At 46.8% G+C, this 19,244-nt stretch carries 15 protein-coding genes; 4 read left to right on the top strand and 11 right to left on the bottom strand.

The window, feature by feature from the left end; translation table 11 throughout:
• Positions 1-2 precede the first annotated feature (2 nt).
• Together AC07NA_RS08800 and AC07NA_RS08795 are read left to right on the top strand one after the other, a co-directional pair.
• Positions 3-830, top strand: a complete 828-nt coding sequence (locus AC07NA_RS08800; RefSeq protein WP_494897241.1) for an alpha/beta hydrolase family protein — start codon at positions 3-5, stop codon at positions 828-830.
• A 45-nt stretch (positions 831-875) separates the two neighbouring features.
• Positions 876-1,877, top strand: a complete 1,002-nt coding sequence (locus AC07NA_RS08795; protein ID WP_494897240.1) for an MBL fold metallo-hydrolase — start codon at positions 876-878, stop codon at positions 1,875-1,877.
• 480 nt (positions 1,878-2,357) lie between these two features.
• Here AC07NA_RS08795 and AC07NA_RS08790 read toward each other — a convergent pair whose 3' ends face one another.
• Positions 2,358-4,094 (bottom strand): thiamine pyrophosphate-dependent enzyme, encoded by a 1,737-nt coding sequence (locus AC07NA_RS08790; protein ID WP_494897239.1) that lies wholly within the window; start codon positions 4,092-4,094, stop codon positions 2,358-2,360.
• Positions 4,095-4,186: 92 nt separating this feature from the next.
• On the opposite strand from AC07NA_RS08790, the gene AC07NA_RS08785 reads away from it, so the two are divergent.
• Both AC07NA_RS08785 and AC07NA_RS08780 read left to right on the top strand, forming a co-directional pair.
• The gene (locus AC07NA_RS08785) at positions 4,187-4,504 is read left to right on the top strand and encodes an NIPSNAP family protein (protein ID WP_494897238.1); all 318 of its coding nucleotides are present in this window, start codon (positions 4,187-4,189) and stop codon (positions 4,502-4,504) included.
• 58 nt (positions 4,505-4,562) lie between these two features.
• The gene (locus AC07NA_RS08780; protein ID WP_494897237.1) at positions 4,563-5,327 is read left to right on the top strand and encodes an energy transducer TonB; all 765 of its coding nucleotides are present in this window, start codon (positions 4,563-4,565) and stop codon (positions 5,325-5,327) included.
• 69 nt (positions 5,328-5,396) lie between these two features.
• On the opposite strand, the gene ispG is transcribed toward AC07NA_RS08780, so the two are convergent.
• The 10 genes from ispG to AC07NA_RS08730 all read right to left on the bottom strand — a co-directional run bounded on the left by ispG (position 5,397) and on the right by AC07NA_RS08730 (position 19,158).
• The gene (gene ispG / locus AC07NA_RS08775; protein WP_494897236.1) at positions 5,397-7,493 is read right to left on the bottom strand and encodes a (E)-4-hydroxy-3-methylbut-2-enyl-diphosphate synthase; all 2,097 of its coding nucleotides are present in this window, start codon (positions 7,491-7,493) and stop codon (positions 5,397-5,399) included.
• Positions 7,494-7,569: 76 nt separating this feature from the next.
• Positions 7,570-7,866 (bottom strand): type II toxin-antitoxin system RelE/ParE family toxin, encoded by a 297-nt coding sequence (locus AC07NA_RS08770; protein ID WP_494897235.1) that lies wholly within the window; start codon positions 7,864-7,866, stop codon positions 7,570-7,572.
• On the bottom strand, positions 7,854-8,036 hold the full coding sequence (locus AC07NA_RS08765) for a hypothetical protein (protein ID WP_494897234.1): 183 nt from the start codon (positions 8,034-8,036) through the stop codon (positions 7,854-7,856). Before AC07NA_RS08765 ends, AC07NA_RS08770 begins: the two co-directional genes overlap by 13 nt.
• 288 nt (positions 8,037-8,324) lie before the next feature.
• On the bottom strand, positions 8,325-9,695 hold the full coding sequence (locus tag AC07NA_RS08760) for a TldD/PmbA family protein (RefSeq protein ID WP_494897233.1): 1,371 nt from the start codon (positions 9,693-9,695) through the stop codon (positions 8,325-8,327).
• Positions 9,664-11,304 carry a TldD/PmbA family protein gene (locus AC07NA_RS08755; protein ID WP_494897232.1) on the bottom strand — a complete coding sequence of 547 codons (1,641 nt, stop codon included), beginning with the start codon at positions 11,302-11,304 and terminating at the stop codon, positions 9,664-9,666. Before AC07NA_RS08755 ends, AC07NA_RS08760 begins: the two co-directional genes overlap by 32 nt.
• A gap of 29 nt (positions 11,305-11,333) precedes the next feature.
• A complete protein-coding gene (locus AC07NA_RS08750) occupies positions 11,334-13,115 on the bottom strand; it encodes a hypothetical protein (protein WP_494897231.1) in 1,782 nt (593 codons plus the stop codon).
• A gap of 4 nt (positions 13,116-13,119) precedes the next feature.
• Positions 13,120-15,252 (bottom strand): hypothetical protein, encoded by a 2,133-nt coding sequence (locus tag AC07NA_RS08745; RefSeq protein WP_494897230.1) that lies wholly within the window; start codon positions 15,250-15,252, stop codon positions 13,120-13,122.
• Positions 15,245-16,759, bottom strand: a complete 1,515-nt coding sequence (locus AC07NA_RS08740; RefSeq protein ID WP_494897229.1) for a BatA domain-containing protein — start codon at positions 16,757-16,759, stop codon at positions 15,245-15,247. Before AC07NA_RS08740 ends, AC07NA_RS08745 begins: the two co-directional genes overlap by 8 nt.
• A 91-nt stretch (positions 16,760-16,850) precedes the next feature.
• Positions 16,851-17,720, bottom strand: a complete 870-nt coding sequence (locus AC07NA_RS08735) for a DUF58 domain-containing protein (protein WP_494897228.1) — start codon at positions 17,718-17,720, stop codon at positions 16,851-16,853.
• A 463-nt stretch (positions 17,721-18,183) separates the two neighbouring features.
• A complete protein-coding gene (locus AC07NA_RS08730) occupies positions 18,184-19,158 on the bottom strand; it encodes an AAA family ATPase (RefSeq protein WP_494897227.1) in 975 nt (324 codons plus the stop codon).
• Positions 19,159-19,244: the final 86 nt, after the last annotated feature.

Below are 19,244 nucleotides of genomic sequence, written 5' to 3'. Positions count from 1 at the left end.
TCATGATTCAGAAAGAACACTTTGTTACCCCGGGCGCAAAAGGTAAGCCCATCGCGATAGATCTTACTTATGACGATCAGTTCAGTAACGCGCCCCTGATCATTTTCGCTCATGGCTTTAAAGGCTTTAAGGACTGGGGCACGCATAATTTGGTAGCGCAGTTTTTTGCCGAAAATGGTTACCGCTATCTTAAATTCAACTTTTCGCACAACGGCACCACGCCCGAAAACCTGACGGAGTTTGAAGACCTTACCGCTTTTAGTGAAAACACCTTTACTTACGAGCTCGACGATCTGAAACATGTAATTGATTTCGCTTGCAGCGGTGTATTTCCGTCGGTACGCGAGGTGTACCTTATTGGGCATAGCATGGGCGGCGGCATCAGCGTAATAGCTACTGCCGAAGATTCGCGCATTAAAAAGCTGGTGACCATGGCCTCGGTAGCTACCTTCCGTAACCTGTGGCCGCGCCAGGCCGAAAAGCAATGGAAGCTGCAAGGGGTAATGTACTTCCCTAATGCGCGCACCGGCCAAGAGATGCCTATAAAAGCGACCTTGCTTGATGACCTGGACAGAAACCCTGAACGATTGAACATTGTACTCCGCGCCGCCGAAATAACCCAACCCTGGCTAATTGTGCACGGTGATGCCGACCCAACCGTAGCCATTGACCACGCTAAAGAGCTGCATGCTGCCCAACCCGAGGCCGAACTGTACTTTATACCCGGCGCCGACCACGTATTTGGCGGCACACATCCATATTTTGACAAAACTCTGCCAAATGATCTGCTGAATTTTTGCAATCTTGCCCTTGCGTTCTTCAATAAGTAATTGTACCACAAGTTGTAGCGCGCTTATTAACCCCCACCATACCCCATGAGCATTGAGCACGCTGCCAGGCAAGGCAAAAAGTTTTTAAATACCATACCCACCCATGAGGCGAGTTTGGATAAAATGTGGCCGATACTAAAGTTATACCTTAGCAACAAAGCCGAAAGCGTGCCCAAGAAAACCCTTGGGCCGTTTAAAACTGATACTTCGGTTTATAATACAGCACCCGAAAGCGGCCTGCGCATCACCTGGGTGGGGCATTCGAGCTTATTGATCGAGATAGATGGCAAACGCATCCTTACCGACCCGGTTTGGAGCGACAGGGTATCGTTTAGCCAACTGATGGGGCCAAAGCGTTTTTTTAAACCGCCATTGCCTTTAAGCGAACTTCCGCCGCTGGATGCCGTTATACAATCGCACGATCATTACGACCACCTGGATAAAAGCACCATTAAGTTTTTTGCTCAAAAGGATGTTCCTTTTTATTGCTCAGTTGGCGTGGGGCAATACCTCAAAAAATGGGGTATCGATGGCAAACGCATTACCGAACTGAACTGGGGCGACAGCGCCATGATCGGCGACGATTGCCACCTTACCGCTACCCCTGCCAGGCATTTCTCGGGCAGAGGCATTACCGGCCGTAACGAAACGCTGTGGTCTTCGTTTGTGATAAAGGGCACTAAGCATAATATTTTTTTCGGGGCAGATTCCGGTCCGTTCCCCGGCTTTAAGGATATCGGCGATGCCTTTGGTCCGTTTGATTTAACCATGCTGGAAATAGGCGCTTACGGTATTTACTGGCCTGATATACACATGGGGCCCGACAATGCGACCAACGCGCATCTCGCACTAAAAGGCAAAGTAATGATGCCGATACACTGGGGCACGTTCAATCTTTCTACACATGCCTGGTACGAACCCGCCGAATGGCTGCTCAACTTCGCCCGCCACAAAGATATCGACCTGTTTATGCCCGAACCGGGTAAACCTACCGAGGTGGTTGCCGGGTATAATTCGGAGTGGTGGAAGAGGTATATGTCGGCGTAGTGGAGGTGAAAGGTAAAAGCGAAAAGGTGAAAGGATAAAGGTGAAAGGCAAAGGTATTAATAATCAAAACCCACTTGCTCATTAACACCTTTGACAGCTTTTAAAAAGCTGTCAAAGGTTATCCTCACTACCTGTCATTCTGAGGAACGAAGAATCTACTCGCGTTTAGTTCTTCGTTAGAAACCCGCAGCCGCTTGGCTCCGGCCAAGTGGCAACTATTACGCGGCGTCCCGCCGCACTACTGCAAATAATCTCTTTACACCGTAAGCTGAAAGCTTACGCCATGCATAATCACGAGTTACGCTTCGCTAAACTCGCGACAGCAAATTATTTTTTTTTCAAAGTCCTCGCCCTTGGAGAGGATTTAGGTGAGGCTTCACGAAACAAAAAAAGCTTTGACAGCTTTTAAAAAGTTGTCAAAGCTAAATATCGGAATCTCTTCACTCAAACCCCGAACCTGAAACCTCGAACCTCTCACCCCTACAGCAGATCCTTCAAGTGCTTATAGTTCGATTTCATGGTATCGATCACTTCATCCATACGGCCGTTGAGCATGAGTTTGGTCATGGAGATAGCCATGCCTTTTACCTGTTCAAATTCTACTTTGGGCGGCATGGCGAGGGCATTGGGGTCGGTCATGATGTTGATGAGGGCGGGGCCTTCAAAAGCAAAGGCTTCTTTTAATGTCGATTGCACCTGCGCAGGATCGTCAACTGTATAACCTCTGATTCCCATGGCTTGTGCTACTAAAGCGAAGTCGGGGTTGTACATATCGGTTTGCCAATCGGGCAGGCCGGCTACTTCCATTTCCAGTTTCACCATGCCTAAAGACCGGTTATTGAATACGATCAGTTTTATTGGCAATTTATACTGAACAATAGTAGCCAGGTCACCGAGCAGCATAGAGATACCACCGTCACCACAAAGGGCGATCACTTGTCTGCTTGGGTTACTTAACGCTGCACCGATAGCCTGTGGCATGGCATTGGCCATTGAGCCATGATTGAACGAGCCTATCATTTTGCGCCTGCCAGTGGCATTGATGTAACGCGCGCCCCACACGCACGACATACCGGTATCTACCGTGAAAATGGTATCATCATCGGCCAGTTCATCAATCAGGTGCGATACATATTCGGGATGGATCTTATCTTTTTCGCCGCTATCGTACACGTAGGTCTGCATTTTATTTTTTACCTCGGCGTAAAAATCGAGCTGCGTTTTCAGGAAACTGTCGTCGGTTTTTTGTTCGATGAGGGGCAGCAGATCGGTAAGGGTATCTTTCACAGTTCCGCATAAACCGATATCTACCATTGCACGCCTGCCAATACGCTCGGGCTTAATATCCAACTGAATAATAGTACAATCCTTCGGGATAAAGTTGGTGTAAGGAAAATCGGTACCTAAAAGCAATAACAAGTCCGACTCATGCATGCTATGATACGCAGATGGCAGGCCGAGTAAACCCGTCATCCCTACTTCGTTCGGGTTATCATACTGAATATCCATTTTGGCCCGGAAAGAATAGGCCACCGTAGCATTCAGCTTTTGCGCCAGGGCGACTACCTCGTCGTGCGATCCGGCTGCGCCGATACCGCAAAATATAGTGATCTTTTGATGCTGGTTCAATGCCGATGCCATCAACTCCAGATCGGCAATCGATGGTTTGATCACCGCGATGGGATTAAAATTCTGCACAGCGGTCATCCCCTCTTCGGCATCCATCGCGCTTACATCGCCCGGTAAACCTAATACCGCTACCCCTTTGCGGTGCAGGGCGGTTTGGATAGCGTTTTGCAGCATGCGCGGTACCTGTTTAGGCGTGGTAGCTATTTGGTTGTAATGACTGCAATCGGCAAAAAGTTTAATAGTATTGGTTTCCTGAAAATAATCAGTACCGAACTCAAAAGTAGCGCAGGTAGATGCTATGGCGATAACCGGGGCACCCGAACGGTGGGCATCATACAACCCGTTAATAAGATGCACATGGCCCGGACCACTACTGCCCGCACAACAAGCCAGTCCGTTTAGTTCAGCTTCGGCGGCGGCGGCATACGCGCCTACCTCTTCATGCCTTACGTGTACCCATTGTATGCTGCCTTCGCGCCTCACGGCATCGTTTACTTCGTTGAGGCTGTCGCCTGTAACCGCGTATATTCTTTTTATGCCTGCGTTAACCAGCATTTCCACCAGTTGATCTGCTACTTTTTTTGCCATGGGTACACTAATTTATATTTTACTTATAGGGCTAACCAATTTACAGTTTATGAGTTTTAAAAATTCTATATTGTATTACCTAAATGACACTTATGCGACGATTGGTAATTGTGGCCTACAAACCCAAACCCGGCAAAGCCGATGAACTAAAAGAACTAATGAAAACCCATTTACCCCGCTTACGGGAGCAGGGACTGGTAACAGATCGCGAATCGGTAATAATGGAGACGACTGATGGTACTATTGTAGAAGTATTTGAGTGGCTATCAGAAGAAGTGATTCAACAAGCCCATCTGAACACTGCCGTACAACAAATGTGGGCCGAATATGCCGCCGTGTGCGATTATGTCCCCCTAAACTCATTGAAGGAAACAGGCGACTTGTTTGCCGGTTTCAGTCCGCTTAATTAAACCTTGAGCGTAATAAACACTACAGGAAAACCGTTATACGAGTACCAATTAATAACCTATGCCGCAAGAGATTACCAACGTACAGCTCAAATTTAAATGCCCTGCCGATTTAGACAGCATGCAGGATATTGAAGGCGGCAAGTTTTGTACGCAGTGCGAAAAAACGGTATACGATTTCAGAGACACCAAAACCGAAGTGTTTTTGCAAATACTGGCCGAAAACAACTATAACCTTTGCGGACGTTTCAGCGCCGAACAAATGGCTCCCCAACACGTTGCAAGCAAACCTTTATGGAAAAGATGGGTATCGGCTGCGTTAGTAGTGATTGGGTTTGGCTTAATTGACAGTAAGGCATACGCCCAGGGCAGTCCGCAATCACATAAACAGGACGATCGGCTAAAGCAAAAAATCGCTAAAGAGATTGCCACAGCAAAAACGTCCGCCACAAAAGAAAAAAAGTTAAAATCTACAGGTAAGGCACCTGTTAAAAATGAGCAATACGAAACACTTGACCCGCTACCCTATACCGGGATGATTAATGAGGTTGCCCCGAAATATCCGGGAGGTTTATCTAAATTCCATGCATTTTTGGGCAAAAACATACGGTACGTAGAAGGAGCTGCCGGGCAAAAAGTAATAGCTTCTTTCATTGTAGAAAAGAACGGGGCGGTATCTGATGTGGCAATAGTTAAAGGAGATAATCCTGCCGTTAATGCTGAAGTATTGCGGGTGATTAAATTATCGCCGAAGTGGAAACCTGCTTTAGTATCAAACAAACCTGTACAATGCAAGCAAACCATCCCTATTACATTCGGTAAATAGCAAACGATTGGTAATTTAAGAACATGCAATCCGCCCACCCGAACCTGAACCCCCAAACCTCGAACTCGATTAAACCGGTTCTATCCAATTACCATCTTCCCTAATAATACCAATTAGTTCATCGAGCGCATTGGTGGCGTTGATGTTCCTTTTTACGGCTTCCTTACCCCGGTACAGTGTAATTTTATCGATACCCGAACCTACATAGCCATAATCGGCATCGGCCATTTCGCCCGGTCCGTTTACTATGCAACCCATAATGCCGATCTTTAACCCTTTCAGGTGACTGGTACGGCTGCGGATCATCTGGGTGGTCACCATCAAATCGAACAAGGTACGGCCACAGCTCGGGCACGATATATATTCTGTTTTAGAGATCCTCGACCGTGTAGCCTGCAAAATACCAAACGCGGTAGAAGTGATCAGCTTAACCGGCAACTCCGGGGTATCTATCCAGATCCCATCCCCAAAACCATCAACCAGCAAAGCACCAAGATCAGTAGCGGCGTAGAGTTGAAGTTTAGTTGCGAGTTGTGAGTTGTGAGTTGTGAGAGCCCCCTCTAAATCTCCCCCGGTCGGGGAGACTTTCTTTTCTTCCGAAACTCCTGATTCCTGAATCTCAATTCCTGTCTCTCTAAAACTATAGCTTCTCTTCACTATCACAGGCACATTAAGTTCCAGTTCGGTTAGTTTGAAGAAGAACGCGCGTTGATCGGCCATACCGTGCTCTTGGGTGGTTTCGAGTATAAATACCAGCGACTCATCAAAAGACATCAAACCAAAATCATCGGTATCGATATCAGCAGCCAGCACCCTCACCAAGTTTAGGGCCGATGAACGGTCGGCAGCGGGATCAATATATTCTTTAAGGCTAAATACCGGGTGACAAAGTGTTTTATCAGCCAGTTTAAGCCAGGTATTGTAATTGTATAATTGCTTAAGATTACCAGGCAGGTTAAACGACGGCAGGCTATCGGCCAGGTAAACAAAATCTACCGATTGCTCGGCCATGTTATATTTATCCAACAGCTCCGAATACAGGTAACCGGCATCGTTCAGTATAGCAGGATCTTTAAGGTTCTCTCCCGACAGATCAACCACTACCCTCGGCACCATGTGACCGCCTATAAAAGCATTAGCCTCATAAGTGTCGCGCTTTTTGTATTCGTAAGGATTATAGTTGTGAGTTGTAAGTTGTGAGTTGTAAGTATGCTCGTCCTCGTTATTTTTTTGACTTTTGACTTTTGACTTTTGACTTCGCAAGCTGTATCGCTTCACCAGTTCAATAGCCACCGGTGCTTCGTGTTCGGGTTCTTCGGTGAGGGATACGCGTACGGTATCGCCCAGGCCGTCTTCCAGCAGGGTGCCTATGCCCACGGCAGATTTTATACGGCCGTCCTCGCCATCACCGGCTTCGGTAACGCCTAAGTGCAGCGGATAGTTCATGCCTTCGGCCACCATGGTTTCAACCAGTAAACGGTAAGCCTGCACCATTACCTGCGGATTGCTCGATTTCATGGAAACCACCAGATTGTAGTAGTTCAACGATTCGCACATCCGCATAAACTCCATTGCAGACTCCACCATGCCCTGCGGGGTATCACCGTAACGACTCATGATCCTATCACTCAATGAACCATGGTTGGTGCCAATACGCATAGCTGTGCCATATTCCTTGCAGATGTTTACCAGCGGCGTGAATTTTTTAAAGATGCGTTCCAGTTCACCTTGGTACTGGGCATCGGTATAGTCAAGCTGATCGAATTTCTTTTTATCGGCATAGTTACCCGGGTTAACACGTACTTTTTCTACTATGCGGGCCGCTACTTCGGCAGCGTTGGGCGTAAAGTGAATATCGGCTACCAGCGGCGCGGTGTAACCACGCTCACGAAGCTGTTTTTTTATCTCGGCCAGGTTTTGCGCTTCTTTAATGCTGGGCGCGGTAATACGTATGTACTCGCAACCAGCCTCAATCATCCTGATAGACTGCTCCACCGTACCAATGGTATCCATGGTGTCGGTAGTGGTCATGCTTTGTATGCGAATAGGGTTGTTACCACCCATAGGCACATCGCCAATATTTACTTCGCGGGTAACAAAACGGGAGTATTCAGTTAACGAATTACAGTAACGGCCTTGCAGCACCTTAACAGCAGCATCATTCATGCAGGAGTAAAATTATTTTATGCAAAAATACGAAATATGTTTGCAATGGGTTAGCAGGAAATTTAAGATGACATTATTATATCCCGATATCAAGTAAACGTGCGCCATGTATAACACGTAAAACATCTACCTGATTTTCAGTTAACCGATAAATAATACGGTACTTGTTAATTAAGAGTTCTCTTATAGCCGTGTTTTTAAATTCGGGCACGGGCTTGCCCGATTCTGGATATTCATAGAGTTGCTCTATTTTATCAAAGATGCGAAGTATAAAATTAACAGCTATCGCAGGCGAATCCTGCGCTATGTAATTTTCGATATCTTCCAGATCAGCCAAGGCTGTTTCTGTGATCAGGATAGTTATTTTTCCCACCTGGTAAGAAACTTTTGCTTTGCATCTTTAATATCAAGCACTTTAGCTTCATCAGCATCTTTCAATCCCCGTTCTACTTTTTCAATAAACAGAAGTTTTTCAATTAACCTTTCGGCATCAAACTCATCCTCAAATGAAGCAAGGGTTTCAATAACTACCGTTTTTTTCATATAGCTAATATACGAAATCAATAAAATATTTATTGTATTTCTTAGGTACAATCACACAGCCGCTCCGGCTACGGCCGGGTGGCAACTATTTCACGGCCTCCGGCCGTCGTGTTTTTAAATTATAATGATTGATAGCGTCGGGACGCCGCGCGATTATTGCCACTTGGCTGGAGCCAATCGGCTACGTTGAAAGTTGAGTTTGTAGCAGAAACAAAAAACGGGCGGTTAAAAGTCCTGTTTACTACAAAACTATTAACCGCCCGGTGCGAAATATTTCAATCCCTGAAATTAAACAGCGTCAGACAGTGAAGTAAACGTAAAGTCCCTTATTTTCATTGGCGGTATCATGTAGCTTCTGTACGATTCTACGCTGATGGTACGCTCCGTTTTGCCTAAAGCTTCAAGGTTATTGAGCATAATGATCGGGCTTTCGTTAAACCTGAAATTCTTTATCGGGAATTTCACTTTGCCGTTCTCAATATAAAACGTAGCATCGCGGGTTAACCCGGTTAGCAGTAACGATTGCGGATCAACCATACGGATATACCATAGCTTGGTAACCAGTATGCCTTTTTCGGTGCTTTTTATCAGGTCTTCCAGCGTGGCATCGCCGCCGTCCATAATAATATTGGCCGGACCGGGCAAAGGCTGTACACCCTTTTTATCGGCCCAATACCTTGAATACGATAAGTTTTTCACCACGCCTTTATCAATCCACATCGTTTTTTCGCGCGGCAAACCATCACCCGACCATGTAGACGATGGCAGTTCCGGGTGAAAAGGATCTGAATAAATATTCACTTTAGGGTCAACCAGTTGCTCGCCCAGTTTGGTACCGCCGCCTTTTTTACTCAAAAAACTGCGGCCTTCTTCGGCACTGCGGGCATCAAAACGGAACATATTTTCCATCATGTAAGCCGCCGCAACGGGCTCCAGTATAACGGTATACTTGCCCGGCTCTATGGCCTTAGCCCCAACCGAACCGGTGGCTTTGGTAGCCGCTCTTTTGGTAGCCGTAAAAGTATCCATCTTGCCCGAATCGGTAAAGCCATTGGCTGCATAGCCCGAACCTGTACCATCTTCGGTACGTGTAGTTACCGAAAATGTAATGTCGGTCCCTTTGTTGTAGGCGAACAACCCTTTGGAGTTCATCATGGCGCTAAAGCCTGTAGAATTTTCAAGAAAACCGGCAGCGGTAAGCTTGGCCTGCTTGGTAACATCCAAACTTTTGGCCACCATATCGGCACGGGTATCGGGTGTTATAGCCGCGGTTGTGGCATTGTAGGTTGCCGATTCTTTAAACTCACGCGGACCAAGTACCGACATATATTCCGGGTTTTCGGGTGCCAATTGAGCCAGCTCTTCGGCACGGCGCACCACACGCTCTAAGGCGGCATCGTCAAACTCGTTAATAGTTGCCACGCCTGCCTTTTTGCCATAAACCGACGTTACCGATAAGCTAAGCGTACTGATATCACCCGCTGTTGAAACCGCGTTAAGCGCGTAGCGAATGTTACCGCCCTCGCTGCCGTTAAGGTTTACCTCGCACTCTTCGGCTTTTGAATAACTGAGCACCTTTTTTAATAAAGCCTGTGCTTCTTCTTTACTTAATATAGCCATATCCTTATTACCCGATCTTTCTTTTAGTGTTGATAACATTAACCCCGTTAAAGCGTGTTGTTGACGATCCGTGTGATACCGCGCTTGACTGGCCCGGCTGCCCTTTACCATCGTTAAACGCGCCGCCTAAACGATAATCGCTTTCGTCGCATATTTGCGCTGTTGAGTTCCAAAACTCCTGTGTATTGGCCTGGTAAGCCACATCGTTCAGCATACCTGCAATTTTACCGTTCTTAATTTCGTAGAACAGCTGCCCGCCAAACTGGAAGTTATAGCGTTGCTGATCGATAGAGAATGAGCCATCGCCGATGATGTAGATACCTTTCTCTACATTTTTGATCATATCGTCAACACTCAACGGCGTTTTTCCCGGTTGAAGGGATACGTTCGGCATGCGCTGAAATTGTACATCGCTCCAATGATCGGAGTAGCAGCAGCCTTGCGATTCTTTAAGGCCGAGAATATGCGCCTGATCGCGGATGGCCTGATAGTTCACCAGAATACCATTTTTGATGATGTCCCATTTTTTACATTTTACACCTTCATCATCGTAACCTACAGCACCTAATGAACCTACTTGCAGCTTATCGCCCACAATGTTCACCTTATCGTTACCGAAGTTAAACTTGCCCGATTTCCATTTGTCCAGCGTTAAGAAGCTGGTACCGGCATAGTTGGCCTCGTAACCCAGCACACGGTCTAACTCGGTTGGGTGCCCTACCGACTCATGAATGGTTAACCACAGGTGCGACGGATCAAGTACCAGATCATACTTGCCCGGTTCTACCGATTTGGCGGTGAGCTTTTCGCCGGCCTGTTTGGTCGCAAATTTTATATCCTCTAAAATATCGTAACGTTTTTTGTAACGGGTAGTAATACCGCCTACCTTTTCGCTCTCCAGCGGGGTAAGGTACTCATAGCCCATACCACCCGGTGTACTTAGCGAGCGACGGGTTTCAAACGAGCCCGCTTTAGGGTCGATACGGGTAACGGTAAAGCTTGGGTAAATACGGTGAATATCCTGATCGATGTATGAACCATCGGTTGAGGCAAAATATTTTTGCTCGTTAACAGCAAAAAGCACTGAGTTTACATAGTTGGCACCGCCCGCCATTGCAGCAGCGTTGGCGCTTAACAGCAGGTCTACCTTTTCTTTTACAGGCACTTCAAAGGCGTTCTTTTCTATCGGCGTTTTCCAGTTTACTTCGCCATAGCCCTTTTGCGGGGCCAGTTGTACCGGCGCGCCACCAATTTTAGCATTGGCCTTAGCCACCGCTACCGCGCGGATGGCCGTTTTGGCAATAGCGTCTTTTGTTACCTCGTTAGTAGCGGCAAAGCCCCAGCAACCATTGGCCAGCACCCTGATACCTACCCCGTACGATTCGGTATTGGCAATGTTGAGCACCTTATTTTCGCGGGTTACCGTAAACTGGTTAAGGTAACGGCCAATACGCACATCGGCATAACTTGCCCCGTTTGCTTTTGCCGCGTTAAGGGCCACATCGGCCAGTTCTTTTTTTATGCGCACATCCACGGTTTCTAAAGCCCGGGCAGGGTCGATAGGGTTGCCCATGGCAGGCAAATTAGGCAGTATAACAGCACCCGCTGCACCTACCCCCGATAAGTAAAGAAAGTCTCGTCTTTTCAAAATATATATCCTCCGTGCTCCCGGCTAAATTACCGGAAACTGATTTTTTGTTCTATCCATAAAAATGTGCAGGCTGCAAGCAGTAGCATATAAAAATATAGCTTAGGTACTTCAATTTGTTCTAAGCTATGTATTTGTTTTGTTACAGTTACCAAATTGTTATGTGTTGCAATATAACTATTAGTAAGCGCTATTTTTTCGGCGGCATGTAAAGCAGGCCAGCTATCTTTTTTGTAAGCATACCACCATTGTGCAGCGCCGTTCTGTTGGGTTGCCTGTTGCCAGCCTTCGCTTTCCGGATAATAAGCAAAAACCTGTTCAAAAGGCAAAAGCTCATCCTGCCGTGGCGGGCTTTTTACACCATTTATGCTGATGGAATTTTCGGCATTAAACGTATCATTTAAGCGGAGCAGCACCGGTTTGTTTACCACAGGCAAAGGCGATACCACCTCCCAACTTTGCGCTACCGGCGCTTTACGTGCAGAATTGCTGATCAGCAGCGACCAGTACGCGGTATAGTCCGCAGTGTTACCGGCCAGCATCCAGTTAAAGGTATTATTGAGTGTGGTATAAACTAATCGCCCTGTTCCGGCTATGGAGTTAGCAACTACGGGGTGGCCTTGTCCGTCATCGGCCAGTATTTGGGTGGATATTTGGGTGCGTAAAACTGTTCTGTCGAAATTTAGCTTAGCGGTTTTGGCTGTGCTGCCTTGCAGGTTAAATGCCGTGGCTATTTCTTTGCCGGGCAAGGTTTCTACCACCAAATTTTGCTGCATCCATGATGATGACTTGCCCGAGCTATCCGCACGAATAATGATACCTAAACCATGCTGTGTTACCTCCTGCTTTAGTACAGCACTTTCGGCAGGTTTGAGCGTTTTTAAGGTAGCCTGATCTCCAATGACGGCATCGAATTTTTGAAGCAACGAAGCCGATATACTACCAAGCGGCAACTGGTCGATATTAATATATTCGCTGTTGAATTTATCCTTACTGATAGCCGAACGGTAGGCCACCGCGTAGCCATTTTGGGTAAGCCAGTTTTTCAGGAAACGGGTTTCAAAATCGGGTGCCGAAGTCAGCATCAGTATCCTTAAGGGTTTAACAGGCTGAATCTCTATCGGGATGGCTTCCTGTTCGAGGGTATCCTTACCAATAGCCAATAACGTATATGCCGATCGGCCGCTGTGTTTTGGTCGCGTTTTTAGTTCAAAGGTGGCTGTTGTGTTAGGTTGAACAGTGCCCGAATCTAAGCCTGTACTCAAACCTTTCAGTATCAATTTTATTTTTCGTGCCGATGTATTTTTATAGCTGCCTTGCACCCGAAGTTCATCACCCTCATGTAATTGGGTGTTCCAGCTAATGGCTGTAATACCTTGCGGGGCTGACTGCGGATGGAATTTGAGCGGAATCTCATTCAACTGCTTTAGCTCATCTTCTTCAAGCCCGAAACCTGCGATATGTAATTGGCTGATGCCTGCATCTGCTAAGTCGGCAGGGGTACTGATGAGTTTTGCCTGCGGGTATTTTTTATATAGAGATGAATCGGCAGTGTAAATCTTCAAGCCATTGAAACGGCTTAAACTATCGGTATCAAAGCCATTCGTTAATAACACCGCGTCGTTCCCGCTGATGGTTTTATCGCCATTATAAGTTATTGGTAACGCGATGCAAGCCAGCGCGACAATGGCCAGCAATACAGCGATCACCCGCAGCAGCAAGCGTGAGCGGTTGGCCCGTGCCAGTTCCCGCCATACCGAAAACGCGGCAAGCAATAGGCAAATGATAATAATGATGTATTTACTATCCATGCGCTTACCGGTTTAAGTTTTTAAAGTAATCTGCCGATAGTCCCATATCTGCCGGGGCGGCTTCTGCTTTTGGCATCGCCTTTACCGTAACCAGCGTTTTTTGCACCGCGCGCTCCACAATGCCAATATCTACAAGGTTTATTTTTTTACCTGCCGATAATAACCTGCGCATGGCACTCAAAGCCGGTAAATAAGCAGCAGGCTGCACTGATGCACGCTGACTTAATTGCAAATTAGCCAGTTGCAGCAAGCGCTTTTCGCTATCATTTAGCTGAGCGTTGTACTTCAATTTTTCTAAAACAGTCACTGCTTTTTTAAGTGTTTCGTGCTGATCTGCCGCAGGTTTCAAGGTTTCTTTATCTGTGAGCGATAGAATTTTATCCAATTCGCCGCTCAGGCGTTTTTCCCATTTAAGGGGCGTTGGTTTGTAGCTGGTTTTGGCCACATACGAGCGCGATTTTTGTTGGAGGTCTTTCAGCAAGCGCAAAGCCTTGTAAGCGAATGGCAGCGCGGCCTGTGGTTTAAATAAGCGTAATTGCAGTTCGGCCTTCCACATTTCTGTAAGCGTGGCTTTTAGCTGTTCTTTTATGGCAGGCTCAAAATAGGTAGCATCTTCGGCGTTATCGTGCTTGTGCGAGTATGGCTCTATCGCCTTTTGGGCATTACCGAAATCACTCGCCCCGTTACCTTCCGAACCTCCATGATCGTGATCATCCTTATCGAAACGGTCATCACCGATGTTATTCTCTGCTTCCTCGCCTAAAAATTTGCCGTAGCGTAAGCGTAACAGTTTCTGATCGATACCCAAATCATTACTACGATCTTTAAAACGCTGCACACTGATGGTGTCCTTCTCTTTAAGCAATTGCTCGGCATCAATAATGATCTGCCGCTCGCTGCGGAAAAATTCAGGTTTGATATTGGCCCCGGTAAGCACACCATCCATACTTAGCAGTTCGGCAGTATCCTGAATGGCTACGGTATACACATCGGTACGGCTTTGCTGGCTATGGGTATCATGCGCCTGCACGTAAAAATATAGCTCGTCGCCCGGTTCCATTTTGAGCGCGTTAAGGTCAATCACCCGCTGAACATCATACTTTGCTTTACCCGAAAACGCGGCCGGGAAAGCCAGCTTGTACTCCTTGAACTTTACCGATTCGCCCTTGCCTTTGGCTACAGTAGCGTTGATAAAAGCGTTGGTTACCCCGTAATCGTCGCTCACCTGCGTGTTAACCGTAACCTTTGGCACCTCGCCTGCATCAATATAGGTGTATGGCTTTGGTGTTTTAATGTGGATGAGCGGCGGGGTATCTTTTATCAGTTGGATCTGGTATAATTCGGATAGCTTACCATCAATGCTCACCTGGTAAAAGCCCGGTTTACTAAACACCTTTTGTGCCGACCAGCCTTTATTATCAGCACTTTTCAGCGGTATTACTTCCTTATCATTCAATAGCAAATAGGCTTTTTCAATCGCGATATTGGTTTTGATATTCCAGCTCACCCGACCGCCATCTTCAACGGTAATGGTAAAGCGATCCTGCCCACGCTGTGGTTTATGTGTATAAGCAGGTGGAGTGATGCTGATGCTTAATGATTCTATCTGCGGCAAAATTTTCTCCGGCGGTAAAGCTTTGGCCCGCTGTATTTCGGCTGCTGATAATGGGTTTTTAGTACTGAGATCGACCCGGCTTAAAATTGCCCCAAAAACCACAGCGAGCAATAAAGTGATCATCGGAAATTTCAGATAACCCGCGAAATGTCTCGGTGTGCCCGGTAGGGTTTGCAGTATCCCGTTTACTTTTTGTACTTGCAGGCTTTCGAGCAGGTTAAGCTCATTGACTGGTTTAATGATGAGTTGTGCACTCTCTTCCAGTTCGGCATAGCTGCTGTTGAGCATGGCAGCAATATTGGCATCGCTTATTTGCCATGGCTTGTTGACTGACAGTAAGATTAACAACATCAGCACAAACACTGCCATCCCACTGTAAACCGGCAGATGAAAAACGATAAACAACACCGCGCCAAGTGCGATACCGATGGCAGCGGCAAACAACACGGCAGCCAGCACCCGGTAAAAAATATACTGCTGCCTTACCTGTTTTAGTTTGTGCATGCCTTGTACATTAGCCATGGCGCACCTCCGTTCTGTTTTTGTGCGCCAGCCATCTTTCGGCGAAAAACACTAATGCCAGCACGAACCATAGGTAATTGAATAGTTCCACCTGTTTGTTTATTTTGCTGACAGACGCGTTTTTTACCTGCGGGATGATATGCGGCTGTAATTGCTGATCGGCCATCACACGGCGGTCGTAATTTAAGTCATCGCTTTCGGGCTTGGTGTTTGTGAGCCTGAATAACCATTTCGGAAACACATCGCTCCAAACCAAATTACTCCATTGCGGATTAAAACGGTTATAAAATTGGTATTGGTTTGTTTCCCCGTTTTGCACCATGCTTAAAACGGGATTGCCAAAACCATCGTGCCATAATAGCTCACCCTCGCTTTTACCTTCAATACGTTTGTATAAGGCCACTTTTTCTGTTTTTGAGGCGGCGTATAGCGGATCGGCACTTATCCATGAGTTGGCATTTATAGCCTTACCTGTTTTATAAGTGAACAGGTTCTTAGCATTCTGTACTACTTTTTTGCCCGGAGCTTTATCCGACAGCCAAAACATCCATTCCTGCTTCCCCGAAATACGATCAGCATTTTGGTATTGCCTGATACTGACCTTCCGCTGTGCAAACCTCGCAGATGCTTTAAGGGCGGCGGTTAAGTAAGCCGCGTCCCCCGAATATTTATCGGTATAAATAGCGATGGCATAGGTAACGGTATCTACCGCGACAGCGGTTTGTTTACTATTTTTCAGGCTGACGGATGCTTGTCCGCCAGTGATATTCACTACAAAAGGCGAATTAGCATCGCCACCCGGAGGGACTGTATATGCTGTAAATGTAGTGCCAGATGGTTTACTATTGCCCTGCAATACTTTGATATTGTTATCGGCACCTAACCATGCCTTGGCTACCCAGTTACTCACAGAATCGGCAGGTGTATAGGTTTGCCAATGCAGGTTTAACGCAACCGATGGCTTGCTCCCCGCGAAATGCGTCATCCCGTTAGAGCTAAATATGTAAACGGGGGCATCGGTATTTAACCTACCGTTTAGCTGCTTTACTAATGTCCAGTAGTTTGTTGGGATGGTATCTTTTAGAGCAGTAGTATCCTTCAGCAGCATGGTTGCCGTATCTACCACACTGAACCCATTATTAAAATAATGCAGTTCGTACCCGGCTTTCAACAGGGAATCTGTTTGCAGCTTAAATTTTTGATAGGTTTCGGCAAATTGCGCCTTCGGTATCAATACCCAGCCCTTTGATTTTGCCGGTTTAACCCATTGCTGCCATACCGGTTGCGCCAGTAAAAATGCCACTAAGGCCAGCAGCAAACAACGCAACAACAATAAAGGCAAATCAGTCACTTTAAAACTACGGCTGCTTTTGCGCGATGCCTCGCTGATGAGCGCGATGCTCCCCACCTTTAATACTTTGCCCGGCCGTATATTCCACAGGTGTATGAGCACCGGTATACTTAACGCGGCGAGTGCAAATAACCATATTGGATTGAGGAGGAACAATTTTAGTCAGAAGTTAAATAGTCAGTGGTGAATTGATAGCAGTGAGTAGTGAAATTTTATAGTTAGTTGATGGTAGTTTAATTTTTCATTTTTAGCTTTTGGCCCTCCTTACCAGGAAATCCCGCAGGGCTTTGTCGAGTGGTTCGGCGGTGCTGATCATGCTGTAGGCGATGTTTTTGCCCAGCAGTTGCATGCGGGTATCCTCTAAATGCTGCTGTAATTTCTCTTTGTATTGTTTGGCTTGCAGCGTGTCTACCTGTATGGTTTCGCCGGTTTCGAGGTCTTGCAGCGACGAATATCCTTTAAAGTCAAAATCCAATTCGTTTTGCCCCATCAGGTGAAAAACAATTACCTCGTGCCCTAAAGCCGCCAGCGAATCGAGCAGTTGGTTGATCTCGCCATCGGCCTGGTACATATCGGTAATAAATACCAGCAACTCCTTACGGCCGTTGCCATTATACAATTCTTTATAATTTACGGGTTTGGTGAATGTACCGCCCGGTTCTATATTTTGCAGGTGATAATACAAACGTTGTAAATGCTGCGGATCGGGTTTGGAAGCGAGCGAGAACAAACCGCCTTCCTGAAATACATACAGCCCCACAGCGTCGCCCTGCCTGTTGGCCAGGTAAGCCAGCGAAGCCGCCAAAAAACGGGCATAAGCTATCTTGCTCACCCCGTTATCATCATGCGCCATAGAGGCGCTGGCATCTACCAAAAACCTTACAGAAATACTTGTTTCCACCTCCGACTCCCGAATGTAATACCTGTCCGACCGGGCAAACATGCGCCAGTCCAGCCAGCGCAGATCATCCCCCGGCTGGTAGCTTCGGTACTGGCTAAACTCAAGTCCGGGGCCCTTTACCCGGCTTTTGTTAAAGCCGTTCATAAAGCCATCAATAACCGTTTTCGCCAGCAAGGGCAAATCTTTTATGGTTATTAATACTTTAGGATCAAGCATATTTTGATTTCGGATTTCGGATGTTCAATTTCGGATTTACTTTAGTCGTTCACGTTAGTCATTGAGGCATTGGTCATTAGTCATTGGCTTATCGCTTTAACACTTTTTCAACTCCCCTCTTTGCGTAGCAGAGAGGGGTTGGGGTGAGTCAATCGCCGATGTTAACTCACCCTGTCTTCGCTTCGCTCGACATCCCCCTCTGCTGCGCAAAGAGGGAGTTATTTTGTTTTTCACCTTCGACCTTTTCGCTTTTTTACTTCTTTTCAACTCCCCTCTTTGCGCAGCAGAGAGGGGCTGGGGGTGAGTCAGTCGCCGATGTTAACTCACCCTGTCTTCGCTTTGCTCGACATCCCTCTCTGCTGCGCAAAGAGGGAGTTATTTGACTTGGCTTTTTGCTTTTTGCTTTCACCTTTCCACCTTTTAGCTTTAACCTTTCTGCCTTTAAGCTTTCACCTTTCCTCCTTTAACCTTTAATCAACTCCCCGGTCACTTTATCGGCGGTAATGCCTTCGGCTTCGGCTTTAAAGTTCATGAGGATGCGGTGCCTTAGTACGGGTGTGGCCATGGCTTGTATATCTTCTTTCAGTACGGCGTACCTGCCTTTCAGCAGGGCACGGGCTTTGGCCGTTAGTATCAGCGCCTGCCCGGCACGCGGACCGGCTCCCCAGCGTACCCATTCTTTTACGTAGCTGTTGGTGGTGGTATCGGGCCTGGTAGCACGGATAATACCGCTTACGTAAGCCACCAGTTCTTCGCTGATGGTTACCTGCCTTACCAGTTGTTGGGCCTGTAAAATTTCTTCGCCGCTTATTACGGGGTTAACGGTGGCTTTTTTTGTGCCTGTGGTTTGGTTCAGTATCGCTAATTCTTCCTGCTCGGTTGGGTAGCCAATTTGTACCAGCAGTAAAAAGCGGTCTAACTGCGCTTCGGGCAATGGGTAGGTGCCTGCCTGCTCAATGGGGTTTTGGGTGGCGAGTATAAAAAACGGCCTGTCGAGCGGATAGGTTTGGCCGCCATAAGTTACCTCAAATTCCTGCATGGCCTCTAACAAGGCCGATTGCGTTTTGGGTGGCGTACGGTTTATTTCATCGGCCAAAATAATATTGGCAAACAACGGGCCTTTGTTGAATTTGAAAAAACGTTTGCCGGTGGCGTGGTCTTCTTCCAGTATTTCGGTGCCCACAATGTCGGTAGGCATTAAATCGGGGGTGAACTGTATTCGCCTGAACGACAGGTGCAGCGCCTGCGACATGGTTTTAACGATGAGCGTTTTGGCAAGCCCGGGTACTCCTTCCAGCAGGCAATGCCCGCCGGCTAAAAAGGCAACCAGTAATTCGTCGAGTATGTGGTCTTGCCCCACAATTACCTTCTGAATCTCGTTTTTTAACAAAGGCAGTTTGGCCAGCAATGCCTTTACATTGTTTTCCGTGAGTTCCAAATTTTAAGTCAGTTTTTATTGTTTAACCGCTTTGCCGTTAAACACAGGTAATATATTACCCTTTGCGTTAATTTTTGCCATAAGTT

The organism is Mucilaginibacter sp. GW821-FHT07G05, from assembly GCF_059418565.1.
The sequence above is the reverse complement of the archived record's forward strand: the minus strand, read 5'-3'. Positions and strand labels throughout refer to the sequence as shown.

Bases quoted from the DNA above. Each gene is read 5' to 3' on its own strand.
- AC07NA_RS08765 (WP_494897234.1), bottom strand. From the start codon at position 8,036: ATGAAAAAAACGGTAGTTATTGAAACCCTTGCTTCATTTGAGGATGAG.
- AC07NA_RS08745 (WP_494897230.1), bottom strand. From the start codon at position 15,252: ATGGCTAATGTACAAGGCATGCACAAACTAAAACAGGTAAGGCAGCAG.
- AC07NA_RS08800 (WP_494897241.1), top strand. From the start codon at position 3: ATGATTCAGAAAGAACACTTTGTTACCCCGGGCGCAAAAGGTAAGCCC.
- AC07NA_RS08795 (WP_494897240.1), top strand. From the start codon at position 876: ATGAGCATTGAGCACGCTGCCAGGCAAGGCAAAAAGTTTTTAAATACC.
- AC07NA_RS08780 (WP_494897237.1), top strand. From the start codon at position 4,563: ATGCCGCAAGAGATTACCAACGTACAGCTCAAATTTAAATGCCCTGCC.
- AC07NA_RS08760 (WP_494897233.1), bottom strand. From the start codon at position 9,695: ATGTTATCAACACTAAAAGAAAGATCGGGTAATAAGGATATGGCTATA.
- AC07NA_RS08750 (WP_494897231.1), bottom strand. From the start codon at position 13,115: ATGGATAGTAAATACATCATTATTATCATTTGCCTATTGCTTGCCGCG.
- AC07NA_RS08785 (WP_494897238.1), top strand. From the start codon at position 4,187: ATGCGACGATTGGTAATTGTGGCCTACAAACCCAAACCCGGCAAAGCC.
- AC07NA_RS08790 (WP_494897239.1), bottom strand. From the start codon at position 4,094: ATGGCAAAAAAAGTAGCAGATCAACTGGTGGAAATGCTGGTTAACGCA.
- ispG (WP_494897236.1), bottom strand. From the start codon at position 7,493: ATGAATGATGCTGCTGTTAAGGTGCTGCAAGGCCGTTACTGTAATTCG.
- AC07NA_RS08735 (WP_494897228.1), bottom strand. From the start codon at position 17,720: ATGCTTGATCCTAAAGTATTAATAACCATAAAAGATTTGCCCTTGCTG.